Source organism: Rhizobium sp. SG741, from assembly GCF_012275435.1.
GTDB lineage: Bacteria > Pseudomonadota > Alphaproteobacteria > Rhizobiales > Rhizobiaceae > Rhizobium > Rhizobium lusitanum.
The window spans coordinates 833,103-852,332 of record NZ_JAAZQP010000001.1 but is presented as its reverse complement, the minus strand read 5'-3'; the positions used below and the strand labels follow the sequence as shown (position 1 = coordinate 852,332).

The window sequence follows — 19,230 nt, the reverse complement described above, 5'->3', positions numbered from 1 at the left end:
ACCGAACGAAGCGAACGGCTATTTGCCTGCCATCGTCGGCGCGACGGCAACCGGCGGCGACGGCGACGCGGGTGCGGCGCAATCGGCTATCGATTGCTTGTCCTTGCAATCATGCGCCAAGACGAGTTCATCGGCCGCGGCAAGCTCCGTCGTCAGCTTGAGCTTCAGCGCATCCGTCTGCGGGATCAGATGGATCCCGTTTGGCTCGGTTCCGAGCATCAGATCGACAAGCGACCTGTCGACGCCCATCTTGTCGAGAAACTTGACCAGCCTCGCCTTCTGGGCCTTGTCGAGCTTGGTCGTGTCGTACTTTCCGACGAACTTGCGCCCGATCTCCCGCTTGGAAATGACCTTTCGCTTGCCGCCTACCATTTCATATTCGGTGCGGTATTGAACGCGCACCTCGCTGTACGTCGTGGTGATCTGATGCACTCCGAGCAGCGCAAAGGGGCTGTAAACGCGCTGGATGCCACCGGCGAAAAATAGTGGGCAGGCCGAAAAGCAGATCGCCCCGGCGGAAAACGGCTCGCCCTTGATGGAACCATCCTTTGCCAGGGCAGCCGAGCAAATCGGTTCAGCATAGGGACAAGCGCGCGAGCGCGTGCGGCCTACTGCGACCGAAAGCTTCTGCGTGCGGATGGCATAGGCCATCTCCATCGCCGCCCGCACGTCGCCACCCGGCGAATTGACCACGATCGGCAAACTCTGGCCGCCGAGCCGCTTCAGGAGTTTCTGCAGCTTCTTCGGTGAATCCGGCATGATCTGCCCTTCGGCGGAGATCCAGTCCGGGCAATTGTTCTCGGCGCGGCACTTGGCCATGTCGCCATGAACCAGCAAAAATTCCATCGGCTTGCCGCCGTCAGTGGCTCCGGCGAACGCGGGCGGTGGCACCAGGAGCGATAGAGCTGTCAGGAACCACAGTGCCGTTTGACGACACCACACGGCAAACTGCGGGAAGAAGCGAAAATTCATGAGATACGCGCCTGGAAGCGATTGCTTTGGCAAGACCGATAGCAACCGCTTTTGGCCTTCGCAAGGCGCGCCTGTGTCCACTTGCGACATTTGCGCAAAGGCAGCTTATTTATATGTAACCATGAAGGGCGTCCGCCGGAGACAGGGAGCCTTTGTGATCAGATTAACCGGCATGCAATACAATGCACACTCATCATACCATATAAACACAAAATCGTACTACGATAAGCACCAGAACGGCCCGGATCAAGCCCAGATTGCCTTAGCGATCGCTTGTGGATGACCTGGAAAACAGGGGCAGACACGGCCTGAGACCAAACGACGATTCTCATCAGATCCCATCTCAGGCTCATCAATCGACGCAAGCTGTATATCCGCGGCGCAATACGGGCAGCAGGGAAGAAAATTTCGCTTCCAGAGCCGCTTTTCGTAAAAAGTCATACAAATCCGTAGGTTGGTATATTAAAATATATGAAAATAAACTTATTTATGGTCCTGTGATATTTTTGCGTCTAGCATTCACTCATAAATTCGGTATTTGATAACGATAACACGCTGTGGGCTCCTCAACTCATATGTCCTATATCATCACCGCCGAGAGACAACTGTTGCTTTCCGCCGAGTTGGCTGCAGCCCGGACGCAGGCGGCTTTTGCGCATGCATTGGAGCGAACGAGCGCTGCCTTTGGCTTCAGCCATACGGCCTTCATGAATGCTCCGGCTCCCGAAGATTCGATGATGACGCCGCTGCTGATCGAGGGGTCGGTGCCGCTGCAGTTCATGCGTGAGTTTGATCGGCAGCAGTTGGTGCGACGCTGTCCAATGTTGCGTGTGCGCGATACTGTGATGCCGCGCTCGTGGCACTTGTTGGAAAAAGACAACGATCCGGACATGAGTTTGCCGCGCGAACTGCACGCGCTGCTGATCAACTACAACTGCCCTATGAGCATTGTCATACCCATCAACTCCCCGGATGGGCAGCATCTTGTCTTCTGGTTTATGGGCAATCGCAACAGCCTGAGCCAGAGTGAGCTCAACGAGCTCACCATGATTATGCTGCAAGCGCTTGATTCCTATAATAATCTGAGGCGCAACGACGGCTCGGTGCCGCACATGCTTTCGGCCCGTGAGCTCGAAGTGGTTCGCTGGACAGCCCAGGGCAAGACCTCGGTGGAAATCGGCCAGATCCTTTCCCTCTCCGACCATACGGTCAACGCGTATATGATGAATGCGATCAAGAAGCTTGATTGCGTTAACCGCACGCAACTCGTTGCGAAAGCCATCCGGCTCAAGCTCATCAGCTAGCCGCTCCAAACATCCTCTGCAAGCAGATCCAGCCCTTGCCGATCTTCGATCGATGAGGGTCATCTATCCGTTACAAGCTCAGCAAAGTGCCGATGCCATGCTTAGCGGCCGCCAAGAACCGTGCGGATTTCAACCAGGCTCGAACGCACGCGCAGAATATGGAAGCCCATCGTCGCCAGATGGCTCGGCATGAATGAGCTGTCCTCCGGTCCATTGGATATGATGGCGGGCTGGATACGCAACGCTGCTTGCAACTGCGTTATGGTGCCGGTCCAAAGCGTACCGACATTGCGCTCGGCTATGACCTGTTGAAAATCCGCGCCGGCCGCGCTCAGAATGCCGTAAGTAGCGTAAAGCTGACCGTAAGCGAACCAGAAGCGATCGTCCGCACGCGTATCCAACCAGCCGTAGCTGTGATCTGCGGCTCGCTTTGCCAATATGTCCGCCGTGCTGCCAAGGTCGTTCGCGATGTGGTCGACAAACTGCAGGAGATTGTCAGCGCGTCCGTCGAAAAGCGCCTTGCAGGTGCCAAGATCGGCATTGAAGCTGCGCAGGTTGGTAATTGCCGCGCGATAGTAGCTCGGCGTCGGTGTCTTCGGCCCGAACGGATGCAGCCCGAAATACCAACTCGACTCGTCGAACTGCAAATTGCCGCGAGCCTTCTGCAGGTCGCTGTTGATGCCGGAGGTACCACGCACGCGGCCGATCGTGTCAACCAGTTCCGCCGAAGTACGGCGAACCACAGAGTTTACGCCCCGTTGGAAGGAGGCCTTGTTGTCCAGAAAAGGCGTGTCGTCCCATGACATGCCGAAGAGCCCCAACTTGTAGAGCACCATCGAGGAGATCCAGGCATTCTGGTTGACGTTGAAATCGGTAAGATCTGCAGCAACATCGACGATTGCCGAGGTTTGGCAGGTCTTCGGCGCGCCGGCGGCGGCTTGTTGTCCGCTTGGTGCTGGAAGCTCCTGCCCGGCAGAGAGCTTGCGGTCCGAAAACTTGTAGACGTCGGGATAAGCGGGATTGAAACCTGTCCAGATCTGCGTCTGCCAGATGAAATAGATGTAGAGAAGTGCCAGCAGCGTCACGAAAGCGACGACCGGCAGCTTGATCAGCCAGTTGCGCTGCCGATACCAGCCATGTGCCGCGAGAAGCGGCCAGGTGATCCAGACGAAGACCAATCCCAGCCACCGCGCAATGGCGCCAACCATTCGCCTGAAAAGTGCTGTGATCGAGTCAAGCATGGACACGTCTCCTAAACCACACCGCGCATCCCGCCGACACGCGAAGGACGCACTACACTGAATCCGCGCACCGGCCTTTCCGAAAATCCTTTTCGATTTCCGCACTATAAGGCCTTATCGCCATTCGCGTTCCAGCAAATATGTGTTCCTGGGGAAAACAACAACCGTCTGCACCGATATTTCGACTCCGGACAGCCATCAATCCTGTGGTTGCGCTTCATCGGAAACGTCATTCGCATCCGCCGGCGCAGGCAGAAGATGAGGCTCCAATCGCCTGGTGAATACGCTGTCCGCGCGCGCCTTGCGCGCCGCCAGATCATGTCCCGCCAGCACGTTCATCTCGAAGGCCTCGATCAGCTGCGCAACCGGCGCCGAGCGCGCAACTGCGGGCAATGGAGAATCGATCTCCGACGCCAGCGCCTTCAACAGGGCGATACGCTGTTCGATATCGACCGAGAGCTTGCCCGCCATGGCGTTCACGGCAGCGATCTCGGCATTCAGAGCGCCCGCCAGCCCCTCATAAACGTCGATGAGGCGCTGGTGCGCTGTTCGACCCGACTGCAAGACCCTCTCTTTCTCCCGAAGGCTATCCTGCTCGAGGAGCAATTCACGGTAGGTCGCCTCCGGCTCGGATTGCAAATCGCGAACACGCGCTGGAGAAAGATTGCGGCGGTGATCGTTGGTCTTCACCGCCACGGCATCGGCCTGACGCCGTAGTTCCTCTATGTCGAAATCAAGCCTCTGCCGCCGCTCGATCACGCCCTCCAGATGCATCTCGCAATCGTGGAAGGATTGCGACAGAGCGGGGCGAGCCCGCTTGAACAAAAGATCAAGCGTGGCCGAGGCATCCAAGACCGCGTCGAGACCGGTGATGATGGTCTCCGGCTTTACCTGACCGTGCCCCAGCCTTCTGCTCAGCAAGCCGGGCTTTTCGAGACCGGCCTTCTCGTCGTACAGCCGCCGATGCTGCAAATCTGCCTGAGCTGTTGTGAGATCCAGTTCCTTCACCAGCGACAGGCCAAGGAATTTCCAGCGGCCCAGCAACTCGACGGTCTCGCGCACCAGCGCTTCTTCTACCGGGAAATTGACGGCTTCCGCACGCCCCCCGCCCTTCGAATGGCCGGCCAGCAGGGTCACGGCTGCGTTCACGCCATTGATGGCATCGCCTAGCGTGATGCGCAGCTTGTCGATTGCGCCCTCGAAGGAATGAGGCCTGACCATGAAAGCGTCTCTCAATTGCCTTTAAGGCGAGACTAACCGCTTCCGTCGGCAAAGAAAATGCCGAACAAACCTATTGGGCCGCAGCGGGATTCTTCAGATAGGCGATCAGATTGTCGAGATCCCTTTCGTTCTTCAGGCCGGGAAACGTCATCCTGGTGCCTTTGACCAGGAACTGCGGGCTTGGCAGGTATTTCCGCAGCAAAGCTTCGTCCCAGACCTTGCCGCCGGCTCCGAACGCTGTCATCGCGGACGAATATTGATAGTCCGGCACGCTGGCGACCGGACGACCGACAACGCCCATCAGCGACGGTCCGACACGGTTCTCGGGTGCGGTTGCTGTATGGCAGGCTCCGCATTTCCTGAAAACGACAGCGCCCGCAACCGCATCGCCATCCGCGCTGGCCGCGGAGGCCGAGGCGAAAACGACGAATGCCAATGTCAGACAGAGCAGTTTCATCCTTCCTCCCGATCCGTCATTCCCGTCAACCGGACGATGGGCTGCTTCAGGAACGCCTGCCAGATGATGGAGAGGCATGACCACGTCACTCGCCCGATATCGCCTCTTCCCAATGATGGCGGCATAGCGAGACATATTTGTTGCCACCGCCGATCTCGATCTGGGCGCCTTCGCGCACCACTTCCCCAGCCGAATCCAGTCGCACGACCATTGTCGCCTTGCGCCCGCAATGACAAATCGTCCGCACTTCACGCAGCTCATCAGCAATGGTCAGCAACTCCTGCGAACCTGGAAATAATCTCCCGTGAAAATCCGTGCGCAACCCATAGGCCATGACAGGCAGACCCAGGCGATCGACGATATGGGCGAGCTGCCACACTTGCTCACGCGACAGGAATTGCGCTTCGTCAAGGAAGACACAAGCCAACGGTTCGTCGGCATGCATTCCTTCGACCATTGCATAGAGATCGTCCGTAGCCTCGAACGGTATGGCGTCCATCGTCAAGCCGATGCGGGACGCTATCTTGCCACGGCCCGCGCGATCATCCAGCGCCGCGATGAAGGCTGCCGTGCGCATGCCGCGTTCCTGATAGTTGTAGGCAGCCTGCAGCAGCATGGTCGATTTACCGGCATTCATCGTCGAATAATGGAAATAGAGCTTGGCCATGACGTTCTCCTTGAACGCTTCATGAAAGCGCTGACGCAAGAAGGAAAGACGCCTCCGCCGAAAACCACAGGAATTAAGTAGGGATTCACGCAACAGGGCATCGACCTGTTAAACTCGACGGGAAAAATGCATGCGTCGCAATCAGCCCCTCCAAACCGGCGCAAATACACTGTGGTTGCTTGAAAATGTCAGTTATTGGTGATTGCTTGGGAACGTAGACTGGGAGTCACGCAATGATAAAAATGACCTTTACCGCATTTGCCTTCGCTTCAGCTCTCTCGGCACTGACATTCGGCGCTTCAGCCGTCTCCGCCGCCGAGGCGGCCAGCTGTAGCACCGTACATTTCGCCGACGTGGGCTGGACTGATATCACCTCCACCACGGCAACCGCGTCCATACTTCTGAAGGCGCTCGGCTACGAAACCGACGTCAAGGTGCTGGCCGTGCCGGTGACCTACCAATCGTTGAAAAACAAGGATATCGACGTCTTCCTCGGCAACTGGATGCCCTCCATGGCCGAGAACATCAAGCCGTTCGCCGCGGACAAATCGGTCGAAACCGTCCGCGCCAACCTGGAAGGCGCCAAATATACGCTGGCGACGAACGAAAAGGGTGCGGCCCTCGGCATCAAGGACTTCAAGGATATCGCTGCTCACAAGGACGAACTTGACGGCAAGATCTATGGCATCGAGCCGGGTAACGACGGCAATCGCCTGGTTATCGACATGGTCGACAAGAACTCCTTCGGCCTCAAGGGCTTCGAGGTGGTCGAATCCTCCGAGCAGGGCATGCTCGCCCAGGTCTCGCGCGCCGACAAGGATGGTAAGCCGATCATCTTCCTCGGCTGGGCGCCGCATCCCATGAACACCACCTATAAGATGACCTATCTCACCGGCGGTGACGACGTCTTCGGGCCGAACTTCGGCGGTGCGACCGTCTACACCAACGTTCGGGCCGGCTATCTGCAGCAATGCCCGAACGTCGGCGCCTTCGTCAAAAATCTCGTCTTCTCGCTGCCGATGGAAAACGAAATCATGGGCAAGATCCTGAACGACGGCAAGGATCCGGAAGTGGCTGCAACGGAATGGCTGAAGGCCAATCCGGCCGCAGTCACCCCCTGGCTCGCCGGCGTCACCACCAAGGACGGCGGTGACGGGCTTGCAGCGGTAAAGGCCAAGTTCGGCCTGTAACATCGGGGGGATAAGGGGCGGCTCAACCGCCCCTTTCTCTTCCATGGGACTGCTCCCCTCCTATTGCGCCGCGCATCGGGCAACGCCCCATGTGGCGCCATAGGCCGTTATTCTCCGGCGGCCCTATCCGGAACGACCCAAGACGTCCGGGTTCGCCGCCCCAATAGTGGGCAAAGACGTGAACTGGTTAACCGATTTTCGCATCCCCATTGGTCCATGGGCCAAAGCCGCCGTCGATTGGCTGACGACCAATTTCACATGGTTCTTCGACGGCCTTTCCTTCGTCGTCGCGCATGGGATCAATGCGCTGCTGTTCCTCCTGCAGGCGCCGCATCCGCTGATCGTCGTCGTCTTTTTCGCCGCTGTCGCCTACTGGATGCGCCGAAGCGTTGCAGTCACCGCTCTCACCTTCATCGGCCTGCTCATCACCATCAACCAGGGTTACTGGAAAGAGACGACCGAGACGCTTGCGCTGGTTCTGGCTTCCACTTTCGCCTGCATGCTGGTCGGCGTCCCGCTCGGCATCGCCGCGGCGCGACGTCCCTGGCTCTATGCCATTATGCGGCCGATCCTCGACCTGATGCAGACCATCCCGACCTTCGTCTATCTGGTGCCGGCGATGATCCTGCTCGGCCTCGGCATGGTGCCCGGTCTCGTCGCGACCGTCGTCTTCGCCATTCCCGCCTCGATCCGCATGACACGCCTCGGCATCATCTCGACGCCGCCCTCTCTCGTAGAGGCGGCCGAAGCCTTCGGTGCGACGCCGCAGCAGGTGCTCCGTAAGATCGAACTGCCTTTCGCCGCGCCGCAGATCATGGCCGGCCTGACGCAGACCATCATGCTGTCGCTCTCGATGGTCTCCATCGCAGCTCTCGTCGGCGCCCCTGGCCTCGGCGTGCCGGTTCTTCGCGCGCTGAACAGCGTCAATGTCGGCAAGAGCTTCGATTCCGGCGCCTGCATCGTCATCCTGGCGATCATTCTCGACCGCATGTTCCGTGCCCCCGGCGAAGGAGATCGCTCATGACCGTCGCTGTCGGATTCAACAATGTCAGCATCATCTTCGGCGACCGTCCGGACACGGCGCTGAAACTCGCCGACGAAGGCAAGTCGCGCGATGAGATCGGCAAGGCGACGGGCATGGTACTCGGTGTCGCCAACGCGACGCTCGAGATCGAGGAAGGCGAGATCCTCGTGCTCATGGGCCTCTCTGGCTCGGGAAAATCGACGCTGCTGCGCGCCGTCAACGGCCTTGCGCCGGTCGTGCGCGGCGATGTCGTCGTCAACTCGAAGAGCGGTCCCGTCAACCCCTATTCCTGCAGCCCCAAGGCGCTGCGGGACCTGCGCATGCACACCGTCTCCATGGTGTTCCAGCAGTTCGCTCTATTGCCATGGCGCACGGTTGCCGACAACGTCGGCTTCGGCCTCGAGCTTGCCGGCGTGCCGGAAGCGGAACGCAAGAAGCGTGTCGATGAACAGCTTCAGCTCGTCAATCTCACGCAATGGGCAAGCCGCAAGGTCAACGAACTCTCGGGCGGCATGCAGCAGCGCGTGGGACTGGCGCGCGCCTTCGCCACCGGCGCGCCGATCCTGCTCATGGACGAGCCGTTCTCGGCGCTCGACCCGCTGATCCGCACCCGCCTGCAGGACGAACTCCTGGAATTCCAGCGCCGCCTCAAGCGCACGATCCTGTTCGTCAGCCACGATCTGGACGAGGCGTTTCGCATCGGCAACCGCATCGCCATCATGGAGAGCGGGCACATAATCCAGTGCGGAACACCGCAGGAAATCGTCAAGAATCCGGCCGATCAGTATGTTGCGGACTTCGTGCAGCACATGAACCCGATCAGCATGCTGACAGCGCAGGACGTCATGCAGCGGGGCATCGCGCACTCGGCGGCCGGCGGCTCGGTCACCGCGACGGCGAACGCCACCACGCCGCTTGTCGATATCCTCGACGCGCTGACACGCCAGCCGGGCAATATCGGCGTTGTTGACAACGGCACGATTATCGGAACGATCTCTGCGCAAGACGTCGTGGCTGGCCTCACCAGCCACCGGCGCAAGGAGTAGCCGTTCACGGCTGCTCCTTGATCCACGGAGCAGTTCATGAACGACAAGCCATCGGTCACCATGGAAACAGACGAGGATGCGCGCAACCAGGCGCGCACCCTCATGCACAAGGCCGCCCACGCGGCGCTGGCCGTCATCGATCCGGAAACCGGTTTTCCCTCGGTCAGCCGCGTTCTGATCGCCGATGATGCTGATGGCGTGCCGGTCATCCTCGTTTCGGGTCTGGCGACACATACCAGGGCGCTACTGAAAGATGCGCGTGCATCCGCTCTCTTCGGTGAGCCCTGCAAAGGCGATCCCCTTGCCCATCCTCGCCTCACCGTTCGATGCAGTGCCGAGCGCGTCGATCCTCAAAGTGACGCGCACGAGCGCATCCGTGGGCGTTTTCTCGAGCGCCATCCAAAATCGAAACTCTATATCGACTTCCCGGATTTCTGCTTTTTTCGCCTTATTCCACTCGACGCCAGCCTGAACGGCGGCTTTGGAAGGGCCTACATTTTGTCCTCTGAGGACCTTGTGATTCTTTAAGCCGAAAACAAATCGCCGACGCAGTAAGAGCATACAATAGTGCGAGAATTAGTAGCCTGACACCCTGACGTAGCAGAGACCATTGCTGGTAGGTTGCAAAGAAATTCTCACGAAAATCGGCATATTTATGGCCTGGAGTTGTCAAGAATCGACCTATTTTGGGGTAATTGGCGCTTCAGGCAGGGAACAGACAACCCCTCTCCCATGTTGTCGCCATCATATATACATGCCTAAAATAGCATACTCGATACCTTAAATTTAGGTATATACAATCTTCGGCCCATATTGGTATTGTTAGATATCGGGTTGGACCGGTTTAGAAATAGCACAATTTCTGATGTACGCTCCACATTAGGAAGTTTAAAACATGAAGACAAGAAATTTGGCCGAACACTCCAATGTTGCGGCAGCGTTACTATCAGCAATGGCGAACCCAAAGCGCCTTTTGATCCTTTGCAGTCTTGTTAAGGGTGAAGTTCCTGTTGGCGTTTTGGCCACTCAGGTCGGACTGAGCCAATCTGCACTTTCCCAGCACCTTTCGAAGCTGCGTGCTCAGAAGCTGGTGAAAACACGCCGTGATGCTCAAACCATTTATTACTCCAGCACATCGGAATCGGTTATTCGAGTTCTCGAAACGCTGGAAGATATTTATTGTGAACCTGAAAAAAGTAGATCGGCTGCTTAGGAGTTGTAACCAGCTCCAAGTCTGCCGACGAACGATCCATGGGTGCGATGCTTTCGAACCTTGAAGATCGACTTGCTTTCATCACCACATGTTTAACTTTTTCAGCTGGCAAATCCAAAGATTTGCCAGCTTTTTCGCGCATGTTCGAGCAATGCTCCTTCGGTGGACAGGCGGCCCGACGCTGTCAACTCGACCCACAGACGCGGCCTCGCATAGAATCCCTCCCCTTTCCCGACGCCATCTTTGCCTTGACGCCAAGAGGCCGATTGATAATTTGACCAGGCAGTAAATATCATCACGCAGCGTAACGCCGCGATCGGGAAATGGCCCCCGAATGGCCGTTGGAGAACAGCATGTCGGACCGTTTGAATGCCACCCCTAATGATTTGCGCGCATTCTGGATGCCGTTTACGGCCAACCGTCAGTTCAAGAAGGAACCGCGCCTCTTCGTCAGCGCCAAAGACATGTACTACACCACCCATGATGGCCGGCAGGTTCTGGATGGAACCGCGGGGCTATGGTGCGTAAACGCTGGGCACTGCCGCCCGAAGATCACCGAGGCCATTGCCCAGCAGGCCGGCGAGCTCGATTATGCCCCCGCCTTCCAGCTCGGCCATCCCAAGGCATTCGAACTGGCAAACCGGCTGGTGGACCTCGCCCCCGAAGGCATGGACCATGTCCTCTACACGAACTCCGGTTCGGAATCGGTCGAAACAGCCCTGAAGATTGCGCTTGCCTATCACCGCGTGAAGGGCAACGGCTCGCGCTTCCGTCTCATCGGCCGTGAGCGCGGCTATCACGGCGTCAATTTCGGCGGCATCTCCGTCGGCGGCATCGTCACCAACCGCAAGATGTTCGGCACGCTTCTGACTGGTGTCGACCATATGCCGCACACGCACGTTCCCGGCAAGAATGCCTTCACGCGCGGCGAGCCCGAGCATGGCGGCGATATTGCCAGCGAGTTGGAGCGTATTGTCACGCTACACGACGCCTCCACCATCGCTGCGGTCATCGTCGAGCCGGTTGCCGGCTCCACCGGCGTGCTGATCCCGCCGAAGGGCTATCTGCAGAAGCTGCGTGAAATCTGCACCAAGCACGGCATCCTGCTGATCTTCGACGAAGTCATCACCGGCTTCGGCCGCCTCGGCACTCCCTTTGCTGCCCAATATTACGATGTCAAACCGGATATCATCACCACGGCCAAGGGCCTGACCAACGGCGTCATTCCGATGGGTGCTGTTTTCGTCACCTCGGAGATCCATGACGCTTTCATGCAGGGCCCCGAGCACATGATCGAGTTCTTCCACGGCTACACCTATTCGGGCAACCCGATCGCATCCGCCGCCGCGCTTGCCACGCTCGACACCTACAAGGAAGAAGGCCTGCTGACGCGCGCAGCCGAGCTCTCCGACTACTGGGCCGACGCGCTGCATTCGCTGAAGGACTGCCCGAACGTCATCGATATCAGAAATACCGGCCTGATCGGCGCGATCGAGCTCGACCCGATCGCCGGCGAGCCCACCAAGCGTGCCTTCACAGCCTTCCTCAAGGCCTATGAAAAGGGCCTGCTGATCCGCACCACCGGCGACATCATCGCGCTCTCGCCGCCGCTGATCATCGAAAAGCATCACATCGACGAGCTGTTCGGCAAGCTTCGCGAGATCTTGCAGAATAATATCTGAGGCATGGGTTCAGTCACTTCTGCGCCCCTCACGCCCCTTTTTGCACAAGCAGAATGGTTGGGTATGAGGGGCGATCCATATGCGAGGAATGAACATGACCACCAAACTCGAACGCTATATCGACCAGGGTGTGGGCCGAGAGCCGGCGGATATCGTGCTGAAGGGCGGGCGGTTTTTCGATCTGGTGACGGGAGAGCTTGTTGCCTCTGATATCGCCATTTGCGGCGACCGCATCGTCGGCACCTGCGGCGATTATCAGGGGCGCGAAGAGATCGACATATCGGGCCGTATCGTCGTCCCTGGTTTCATCGATACGCATCTCCATATCGAATCCTCGCTGGTGACCCCGCATGAATTCGATCGCTGCGTCCTGCCTTATGGCGTGACGACGGTCATTTGCGATCCCCATGAAATCGCCAATGTGCTCGGCACCGAGGGCATCCAGTATTTCCTGGACAGTTCGCTTGAAACCATCATGGATATCCGCGTCCAGCTTTCCTCCTGTGTACCGGCGACGCATCTGGAAACCTCCGGCGCCGATCTGCCGATCGAAAAGCTGCTGCCCTTCCGCGACCACCCGAAGGTGATCGGCCTTGCCGAGTTCATGAATTTCCCCGGCGTGATCCACAAGGATCCCATCTGCATGGCGAAGCTTGAGGCCTTCCAGGGCGGCCATATCGACGGCCATGCGCCGTTGCTGCGCGGCAATGATCTCAACGGCTACCTCGCTGCCGGCATCCGCACGGAGCATGAATCGACCACTGCCGAGGAGGCGCTGGAGAAGATCCGCAAGGGCATGCAGGTGCTTGTGCGCGAAGGTTCGGTCTCCAAGGACCTGCATGCGCTGATGCCTATCATCACCGAGCGCCTGTCGCCCCATCTCGCGCTCTGCACCGACGATCGCAATCCCCTTGATATCGCCGAGCAAGGCCATCTGGATTACATGATCCGCACCGCGATCGCACATGGCGTCGAGCCGCTGGCCATCTATCGCGCCGCTTCGATTTCGGCGGCGCGTGCTTTCGGCCTGCGGGACCGCGGTCTGGTGGCGCCCGGCTGGCGCGCCGATCTCGTCGTTATCGACAGCCTTGAGAATTGCAAGGCTGAGACCGTCTTCTCCGCCGGCCGCCGCGTCGCGGCCGAGCTCTTCGCCGCCCGCAAGCTCATCGCTCCCGTCGGCCTCGACAGTGTCAAGGCCCGCCCGATCAACGCTGCCGACTTCGGTGTGCCGGTCAGCGAGGGCGAAAGCTCCGTCATCGGCGTCACCCCCGGCAAGATCATCACCGAACATCGCCGCTATCGCCTGCCCGCCAAGGGCAACCAGACCGATATCGACCTCGGCAATGATATCATCAAGGTCGCTGTCATCGAACGGCACGGCAAGAACGGCAATCATGCCAACGGCTTCGTTCAGGGCTTTGGGTTGAAGAAGGGCGCGATCGCCTCCACAGTCGGTCATGACAGCCACAATATCTGCGTCGTCGGCGTCGACGAGGATGACATGGCGCTCGCCGCCAATCGCCTCAGCGATATCAACGGCGGCTTCGTGGTCGTCGAGAACGGTGTCGTCACCGGGGAGATCGCCCTGCCCATCGCCGGCCTCATGAGCCTCGAACCCTATGAAAGCGTCCGCGACACGCTCCACCACTTGCGCCAAGCGGCCTACGCCCTCGGCGCGACGCTGGAAGAGCCCTTCCTGCAGCTCGCCTTCCTGCCCCTGCCCGTCATCCCGCACCTGAAGATATCGGATAAAGGTCTGGTCGATGTCGACAAGTTCATGCTGATCGGCTGATCAGGCGAGTTGGCCGCAATAGACGTCAAGCGCTGAGAGCGTCACCGTCGCCCCTGCGTCGGCGGTCTCGAAACCCGGCATGGCAATGGTCTTTGCCAGCTTGATGCCCTCCGGCACGGCGACCTTCACCGGCTTGCGGGACAGATTGAAGACGAAAAGCAGCGTCTCGCCATCCTTCGAGCGCGTGAAGGCGAGAACATCTTCCTCAGTGTCGAGGAAGGTCATATCGCCGTCGCGCAAGGCGGCATATTCCCTCCGGAAGGCCAGTGTCTGCCGATAGTGATGCAGCACGGAATCCTCGTCCGCCTCCTGCTTGTCCACGGCAAGGGACGCATGCTGGTAAGGCACCGGCAGCCAGGATTTCTCGGCGGTCGTAAACCCGGCATGGGCACGGCTCGCTTCCCAGGGCATCGGCGTGCGGCATCCGTCACGCCCCTTGAAGGCCGGCCAGAAGCGAATGCCATAGGGATCGCGCAGATCCTCGAAGGCAAGCTCCGCCTCCGGCAGACCCAACTCTTCCCCCTGATACAGGCAGATCGAGCCGCGCAGCGTCGAGAGCAGCGAAATCGCCAGCTTGGCGACGCGCGGCTGCTCTTCCTCCGTCAGCGCGAAGCGGCTGACATGGCGCTGCACATCGTGATTGGAAAAGGCCCAGCAGACCCAGCCGTCGACGACGTTATCCTGAAAATCGCCGACGCAACGGCGGAAATGCGCGGGGGTAAAATCCGGCCCCAGCAGGTCGAACGTATAGCACATGTGCAGCTTGTCGCCGCCGCTGGTATAGGCGGCCACCGTCTGCAGCGAACGGGCGCCATCGCCCACCTCGCCGACCGTCGCGCGATCCTCATATTGATCGAGCAGCGCACGGAACCGCTTCAGGAAGCCGATATTCTCCGGCCGGGTCTTGTCATAGAGATGGTTCTGCATGCCGTAGGGATTGCTCTCCGGCGCGTCCAGGCCACCCGTTGCAACGAGCGCCGGCGGATTGTCGCGCAGCTCCTTGTCGCAGAAATAGTAATTGACCGTATCCAGGCGGAAGCCGTCGACGCCGCGGTCGAGCCAGAATTTCACGGCCGCCAGCACCGCGTCCTGAACTTCGGGATTATGGAAGTTCAGGTCCGGTTGCGAGGTCAGGAAGTTGTGCTGGTAATATTGCCGGCGCACGCCGTCCCATTCCCAGCCTGGCCCACCGAAGATCGAAAGCCAGTTGTTCGGCGCCGTGCCATCCGGTTTCGGATCGGCCCACACATACCAATCCGCCTTGGGATTGTCGCGGCTTGCCCGGCTTTCCACGAACCAGGGATGCCGGTCCGACGTATGCGAGATGACCTGATCGATGATGACCTTGAGCCCCAGCGCATGCGCTGCCGCCATCATCTCGTCGAAATCGTCAAGCGTGCCGAAAATCGGATCGACGTCGCAATAGTCGGCGACATCGTAGCCCATATCCGCCATCGGCGAGGTGAAGAACGGTGCCAGCCAGATCGCATCGACCCCGAGTGCGGCAATATGAGGCAGGCGGCGGGTGATCCCCTTGATGTCGCCAAGCCCGTTGGCATCCGTATCCTGAAACGATCGCGGGTAGACCTGATAGATCACGGCGCCGCGCCACCAGTCGGCTCCCGCCGCCTTCCTTGTCGATTTCATCCAACCGCCTCGATATCGCACACGGTCTTTCAATTTGCATACTCGGCCGCAGGCGGCAAGCCGCAATCGGGCGGAGGCGCGAACCCGAGGCCGGAAGCATAAATTCGCAGCATCAATTTTAGCGAATTATCAACATGGATGCCCACACGCAAAGCCTGTGCGTCTTTTTGGGGCTTGAATGCGACGCCGCTTTGGATAACTTCCGACATTGACCTGCACGTACGGGTCACCTGCGGGATCAAAAATATCCTTGTAAAACAAGGACAATAACTCCAGAAAGGTGGGAAAACATATGTCTCATTTGGCCAGAAGATTTATCGCGACGGCGTTCGTCAGCACGATATTGAGCCTCTCCGCTCATGCCGCGACCCTCAATATCCACAACGGCGGCGACCCCACGTCGCTCGATCCGCAAAAAATTTCGGGCGACTGGGAAAACCGTATCGACGGCGATATTTTCGAAGGCTTGGTGACCGAAGATCCCAAGGACAACCCCATTCCCGGCCAGGCCGCGAGCTGGACCATTTCCGCCGACCAGAAGGTCTATACCTTCAAGTTACGCGACGGCATCAAGTGGTCCGACGGCACGCCTGTCACCGCTCAGGACTTCGTCTTTGCTTTCCAGCGTCTGATGGACCCGAAGACCGCCGCCCAATACGCCTACCTGCAATACACGATCAAGAACGCGGAAAAGATCAACAAGGGCGAGATCAAGGATCTGACCCAGCTCGGCGTCAAGGCGATCGACGACAAGACGCTGGAAATCACGCTCGAGAACCCGACCCCTTACTTCCTCAACGCCTTGATGCATTACACGGCCTATCCGCTGCCGAAGCATGTCGTCGAAGCGAAGGGCGATAGCTGGGTCAAGGTCGAAAACATTGTCACCAACGGCCCTTACAAACCGGTCGAATGGGTGCCCGGCTCGCATGTCAGCAACGTCAAGAACGACCAGTACTATGACGCCAAGGACGTGAAGATCGACAAGGTGAACTTCTATACGCTGGAAGATCAGTCTGCCGCACTCAAGCGCTATCGCGCCGGCGAATTCGATATTCTGACCTCGTTCCCCGCCGATCAGTATGAGTGGATCCAGAAGAACCTTCCGGGCCAGGCGCATGTGGTTCCGTTCCTCGGCACCTACTATTACGTCCTGAACGCCACCAAGCCGCCCTTCAACGACAAGCGCGTCCGCCAGGCCCTCTCGATGGCCGTCAACCGCGAGGTCATCGGCCCGAAGATTCTGGGCACCGGCGAACTGCCGATGTATTCCTGGGTACCGCCGGGCACGGCCAATTACGGCGAGCCGGCCTATGTCAGCTGGAAGGACGAGCCTTACAAGCAGAAGGTCGAAGAGGCCAAGAAGCTGTTGAAGGAAGCAGGCTTCGGTCCTGACCATCCGCTGAAGGCGCAGCTGCGCTACAACACCAACGACAACCACAAGCGCATCGCCGTGGCGATCGCCGCCATGTGGAAGCCGCTCGGCGTCGATATCGAGCTCTACAACACCGAAACCAAGGTGCATTACGATGAAATGCAGCGTGGCCAGGTGGAAATCGGCCGTGCCGGCTGGCTCGCCGACTACAACGATCCGATCAACTTCCTGAACCTGCTGTCGACCGGCGTCGAAATGAACTATGGCCGCTGGAGCAATCCGGACTACGACGCTCTGATCAAGCAGGGCAACGAAGAGATCGATCTGAAGAAGCGCGCCGAGATCTATAAGAAGGCCGAGCAGCTCGCCCTCGACGATAGCGCCGCGATCCCGATCTACTACTACGTTTCGCAGAACATCGTCGCCCCGAAGGTGCAGGGCTTCGTCGACAATATTCAGGACATTCACCGCACGCGCTGGCTGTCCGTCAAAGAATAGGTCCCAAAGAATAGATAGGAAAAGGCCCTGCCCGCTCTTGCCGGGCGGGGCCTCAACGCACCCATGTTTCGCTACGCTCTCCGTCGTCTGCTGTCGACAATCCCCGTACTGTGGATTGCCGTGACAGTGTGCTTTTTCATTCTGCGCCTCGCTCCCGGCGGCCCCTTCGATGGCGAACGGCCATTGCCGCCGGAAGTCAAAGCCAACCTCGCGGCCCACTACAATCTGGATAAGCCGCTGGTCGAGCAATACCTGATCTATGTCGGCGACGTGATGAAGGGCGACCTCGGCCCCTCCTTCGCCAATCAGGATTTCACCGTTACCCAGCAAATCATGTCGGGCTTTCCCTATACGCTGACGATCGGCGGCTCCGCCTTCGTGCTCGCCACCATCATCGGCGTTTTCATCGGCTGTCTTGGGGCGCTGTATCAGAACCGCAGCGCCGACTACTGGCTGGGCGGAGGCCTGCTTATCGGCTTGGTCATGCCGAGCTTCCTCATTGCCCCGATCCTCCAGCTTGTCTTCGGCAACGAACTCGGCTGGCTGCCCGTCGGCGGCTGGGGCGATGGTTCGGTCCGGTTCCTGGTCCTTCCCATCATCGTTCTGACCCTGCCGCACGCGGCGCGCATCTCCCGCCTGATGCGCGGCTCGATGATCGAGGTGATGAGCCAGAATTTCATCCGCACCGCCAAGGCCAAGGGTATCGGCCCCAGGCTCACCGTGATGCGCCATGCATTGAAACCGGCGATGATGCCCGTCGTCTCCTATCTCGGGCCGGCGGCAAGTTATCTCCTCACCGGTTCGTTGGTCGTGGAAAGCATCTTCGGCCTTCCCGGTGTCGGCCGCTACTTCGTCGGCGCGGCGCTTAATCGTGATTACGGCATGGTCCTCGGCACGGTCATTTTCTACATGGTCCTGATCGTGGTCCTCAATCTGCTGGTCGACATCGCCTATGCCTGGCTCGATCCGAAAGTGAGAATGCGATGATCCTCAATTCAGCCAAGAGAGAACTGTTGGAAGCGGAACTGCTTTCGGCAGAAGGGCTCGCGCCCAAGGGGCGCTCCCTCAGCGGCGATGCGATGCGTCGCCTGCTGCGCAACAAGGCGGCGGCACTGTCGCTGATCGTGCTGGCGCTGCTGGTCCTCATCGCCATTTTCGGCCCGAGCTTCCTTCCCTTCAACTACGAGGATCCGGACTGGACCTCCTTCCGAGGTCCCCCGGATTTCGCCGCCGGCCACTATTTCGGCACGGATGGCAATGGCCGCGACCTGCTGGCGCGCACGCTCTACGGCACGCGCGTTTCGTTGACCGTCGCCCTCGTGGCAACCCTCGTCTCGGTGCTCATCGGCGTGCTTTACGGCGCCGTTTCCGGCTATTTCGGCGGTCGCGTCGATGCCATCATGATGCGATTCGTCGATATCATGTACGCGCTGCCCTATGTCCTCTTCGTCATCCTGCTGATGGTGATCTTCGGCCGCAACGTCTATCTGCTGTTCGCGGCAATCGGCGCGCTCGAATGGCTGACCATGGCCCGCATCGTGCGCGGCCAGACACTATCCATCAAGCAGCGGGAATTCATTGAAGCCGCCCGCGCCTCGGGCCAGCGGTCGTTCAAGATCATCCTCAAGCACATCGTCCCGAACCTCGTCGGTCCGGTCGTCATCTACGCGACGCTCACCATTCCGGAGATCATCGCCACGGAAAGCTTCCTGTCCTATCTCGGCTTCGGCGTGCAGGAACCGCTGACATCGCTCGGCACGCTGATCGCCGAGGGCTCGGCCGGCATGGAAACGACGCCCTGGATACTGTTTTTCCCCGCCGGCTTCCTGGTCGCGCTGCTGATGAGCCTGCTCTTCATCGGCGATGGTCTGCGCGACGCTTTCGATCCGAAAGATCGCTGA

General features: G+C 59.1%; 17 protein-coding genes. 11 read left to right on the top strand and 6 right to left on the bottom strand.

Translation table 11 applies throughout. The annotated features are described in order from the left end of the window. Positions 1-18: 18 nt before the first annotated feature. Positions 19-972 carry a hypothetical protein gene (locus FHT29_RS04360; RefSeq protein WP_047562619.1) on the bottom strand — a complete coding sequence of 318 codons (954 nt, stop codon included), beginning with the start codon at positions 970-972 and terminating at the stop codon, positions 19-21. A 575-nt stretch (positions 973-1,547) separates the two neighbouring features. Here FHT29_RS04360 and FHT29_RS04355 point away from each other — a divergent pair. Beyond that, a complete protein-coding gene (locus FHT29_RS04355) occupies positions 1,548-2,276 on the top strand; it encodes a LuxR C-terminal-related transcriptional regulator (protein ID WP_037194803.1) in 729 nt (242 codons plus the stop codon). A 101-nt stretch (positions 2,277-2,377) separates the two neighbouring features. Here FHT29_RS04355 and FHT29_RS04350 read toward each other — a convergent pair whose 3' ends face one another. From FHT29_RS04350 to FHT29_RS04335, 4 genes are all read right to left on the bottom strand, one after another. Beyond that, on the bottom strand, positions 2,378-3,484 hold the full coding sequence (locus FHT29_RS04350; protein ID WP_234903807.1) for a DUF2333 family protein: 1,107 nt from the start codon (positions 3,482-3,484) through the stop codon (positions 2,378-2,380). A gap of 231 nt (positions 3,485-3,715) precedes the next feature. Continuing rightward, positions 3,716-4,738 carry a hypothetical protein gene (locus FHT29_RS04345; protein ID WP_168599236.1) on the bottom strand — a complete coding sequence of 341 codons (1,023 nt, stop codon included), beginning with the start codon at positions 4,736-4,738 and terminating at the stop codon, positions 3,716-3,718. Positions 4,739-4,808: 70 nt separating this feature from the next. Next, entirely contained in the window at positions 4,809-5,195 is a 387-nt protein-coding gene (locus FHT29_RS04340) for a cytochrome c family protein (protein WP_047562617.1), read from the bottom strand. 85 nt (positions 5,196-5,280) lie between these two features. After that, on the bottom strand, positions 5,281-5,862 hold the full coding sequence (locus FHT29_RS04335) for a thymidine kinase (protein ID WP_047562958.1): 582 nt from the start codon (positions 5,860-5,862) through the stop codon (positions 5,281-5,283). A 233-nt stretch (positions 5,863-6,095) separates the two neighbouring features. Between FHT29_RS04335 and FHT29_RS04330 the strand changes: the two genes are divergently transcribed. From FHT29_RS04330 to ade, 7 genes are all read left to right on the top strand, one after another. After that, on the top strand, positions 6,096-7,052 hold the full coding sequence (locus tag FHT29_RS04330; protein WP_047562614.1) for a choline ABC transporter substrate-binding protein: 957 nt from the start codon (positions 6,096-6,098) through the stop codon (positions 7,050-7,052). A 178-nt stretch (positions 7,053-7,230) separates the two neighbouring features. Beyond that, the gene (choW, locus tag FHT29_RS04325; protein ID WP_037194817.1) at positions 7,231-8,076 is read left to right on the top strand and encodes a choline ABC transporter permease subunit; all 846 of its coding nucleotides are present in this window, start codon (positions 7,231-7,233) and stop codon (positions 8,074-8,076) included. After that, the gene (gene choV / locus FHT29_RS04320; protein WP_037194820.1) at positions 8,073-9,122 is read left to right on the top strand and encodes a choline ABC transporter ATP-binding protein; all 1,050 of its coding nucleotides are present in this window, start codon (positions 8,073-8,075) and stop codon (positions 9,120-9,122) included. The genes choW and choV overlap by 4 nt, the downstream gene beginning before the upstream one ends. Positions 9,123-9,158: 36 nt before the next feature. Next, the gene (locus FHT29_RS04315) at positions 9,159-9,650 is read left to right on the top strand and encodes a pyridoxamine 5'-phosphate oxidase family protein (protein ID WP_168599235.1); all 492 of its coding nucleotides are present in this window, start codon (positions 9,159-9,161) and stop codon (positions 9,648-9,650) included. 367 nt (positions 9,651-10,017) lie between these two features. Beyond that, a complete protein-coding gene (locus FHT29_RS04310) occupies positions 10,018-10,335 on the top strand; it encodes a metalloregulator ArsR/SmtB family transcription factor (RefSeq protein WP_080760685.1) in 318 nt (105 codons plus the stop codon). A 353-nt stretch (positions 10,336-10,688) separates the two neighbouring features. After that, on the top strand, positions 10,689-12,017 hold the full coding sequence (locus FHT29_RS04305; protein WP_037194824.1) for an aspartate aminotransferase family protein: 1,329 nt from the start codon (positions 10,689-10,691) through the stop codon (positions 12,015-12,017). Between the two features lie 94 nt (positions 12,018-12,111). Further along, positions 12,112-13,809, top strand: coding sequence for an adenine deaminase (gene ade, locus FHT29_RS04300; RefSeq protein ID WP_168599234.1), 1,698 nt, complete (start codon positions 12,112-12,114; stop codon positions 13,807-13,809). Here the strand turns inward: ade and FHT29_RS04295 are convergent, their stop codons facing one another. Further along, complete coding sequence (locus FHT29_RS04295; RefSeq protein ID WP_168599233.1) at positions 13,810-15,456, bottom strand: alpha-glucosidase family protein; 1,647 nt, start codon at positions 15,454-15,456, stop codon at positions 13,810-13,812. A 292-nt stretch (positions 15,457-15,748) separates the two neighbouring features. On the opposite strand from FHT29_RS04295, the gene FHT29_RS04290 reads away from it, so the two are divergent. From FHT29_RS04290 to FHT29_RS04280, 3 genes are all read left to right on the top strand, one after another. Beyond that, positions 15,749-17,329, top strand: coding sequence for a peptide ABC transporter substrate-binding protein (locus tag FHT29_RS04290; RefSeq protein WP_092575785.1), 1,581 nt, complete (start codon positions 15,749-15,751; stop codon positions 17,327-17,329). A 63-nt stretch (positions 17,330-17,392) separates the two neighbouring features. Continuing rightward, a complete protein-coding gene (locus FHT29_RS04285; RefSeq protein ID WP_047562602.1) occupies positions 17,393-18,316 on the top strand; it encodes an ABC transporter permease subunit in 924 nt (307 codons plus the stop codon). Further along, a complete protein-coding gene (locus FHT29_RS04280; RefSeq protein WP_034504004.1) occupies positions 18,313-19,230 on the top strand; it encodes an ABC transporter permease subunit in 918 nt (305 codons plus the stop codon). The genes FHT29_RS04285 and FHT29_RS04280 overlap by 4 nt, the downstream gene beginning before the upstream one ends.

Coding starts and splice junctions, on each gene's coding strand:
- FHT29_RS04290 (WP_092575785.1), top strand. CDS start 15,749: ATGTCTCATTTGGCCAGAAGATTTATCGCGACGGCGTTCGTCAGCACG.
- FHT29_RS04350 (WP_234903807.1), bottom strand. CDS start 3,484: ATGGTTGGCGCCATTGCGCGGTGGCTGGGATTGGTCTTCGTCTGGATC.
- FHT29_RS04345 (WP_168599236.1), bottom strand. CDS start 4,738: ATGGTCAGGCCTCATTCCTTCGAGGGCGCAATCGACAAGCTGCGCATC.
- ade (WP_168599234.1), top strand. CDS start 12,112: ATGACCACCAAACTCGAACGCTATATCGACCAGGGTGTGGGCCGAGAG.
- FHT29_RS04355 (WP_037194803.1), top strand. CDS start 1,548: ATGTCCTATATCATCACCGCCGAGAGACAACTGTTGCTTTCCGCCGAG.
- FHT29_RS04330 (WP_047562614.1), top strand. CDS start 6,096: ATGATAAAAATGACCTTTACCGCATTTGCCTTCGCTTCAGCTCTCTCG.
- FHT29_RS04360 (WP_047562619.1), bottom strand. CDS start 972: ATGAATTTTCGCTTCTTCCCGCAGTTTGCCGTGTGGTGTCGTCAAACG.
- FHT29_RS04295 (WP_168599233.1), bottom strand. CDS start 15,456: ATGAAATCGACAAGGAAGGCGGCGGGAGCCGACTGGTGGCGCGGCGCC.
- FHT29_RS04305 (WP_037194824.1), top strand. CDS start 10,689: ATGTCGGACCGTTTGAATGCCACCCCTAATGATTTGCGCGCATTCTGG.
- FHT29_RS04340 (WP_047562617.1), bottom strand. CDS start 5,195: ATGAAACTGCTCTGTCTGACATTGGCATTCGTCGTTTTCGCCTCGGCC.
- FHT29_RS04280 (WP_034504004.1), top strand. CDS start 18,313: ATGATCCTCAATTCAGCCAAGAGAGAACTGTTGGAAGCGGAACTGCTT.
- FHT29_RS04335 (WP_047562958.1), bottom strand. CDS start 5,862: ATGGCCAAGCTCTATTTCCATTATTCGACGATGAATGCCGGTAAATCG.
- FHT29_RS04285 (WP_047562602.1), top strand. CDS start 17,393: ATGTTTCGCTACGCTCTCCGTCGTCTGCTGTCGACAATCCCCGTACTG.
- FHT29_RS04310 (WP_080760685.1), top strand. CDS start 10,018: ATGAAGACAAGAAATTTGGCCGAACACTCCAATGTTGCGGCAGCGTTA.
- choV (WP_037194820.1), top strand. CDS start 8,073: ATGACCGTCGCTGTCGGATTCAACAATGTCAGCATCATCTTCGGCGAC.
- FHT29_RS04315 (WP_168599235.1), top strand. CDS start 9,159: ATGAACGACAAGCCATCGGTCACCATGGAAACAGACGAGGATGCGCGC.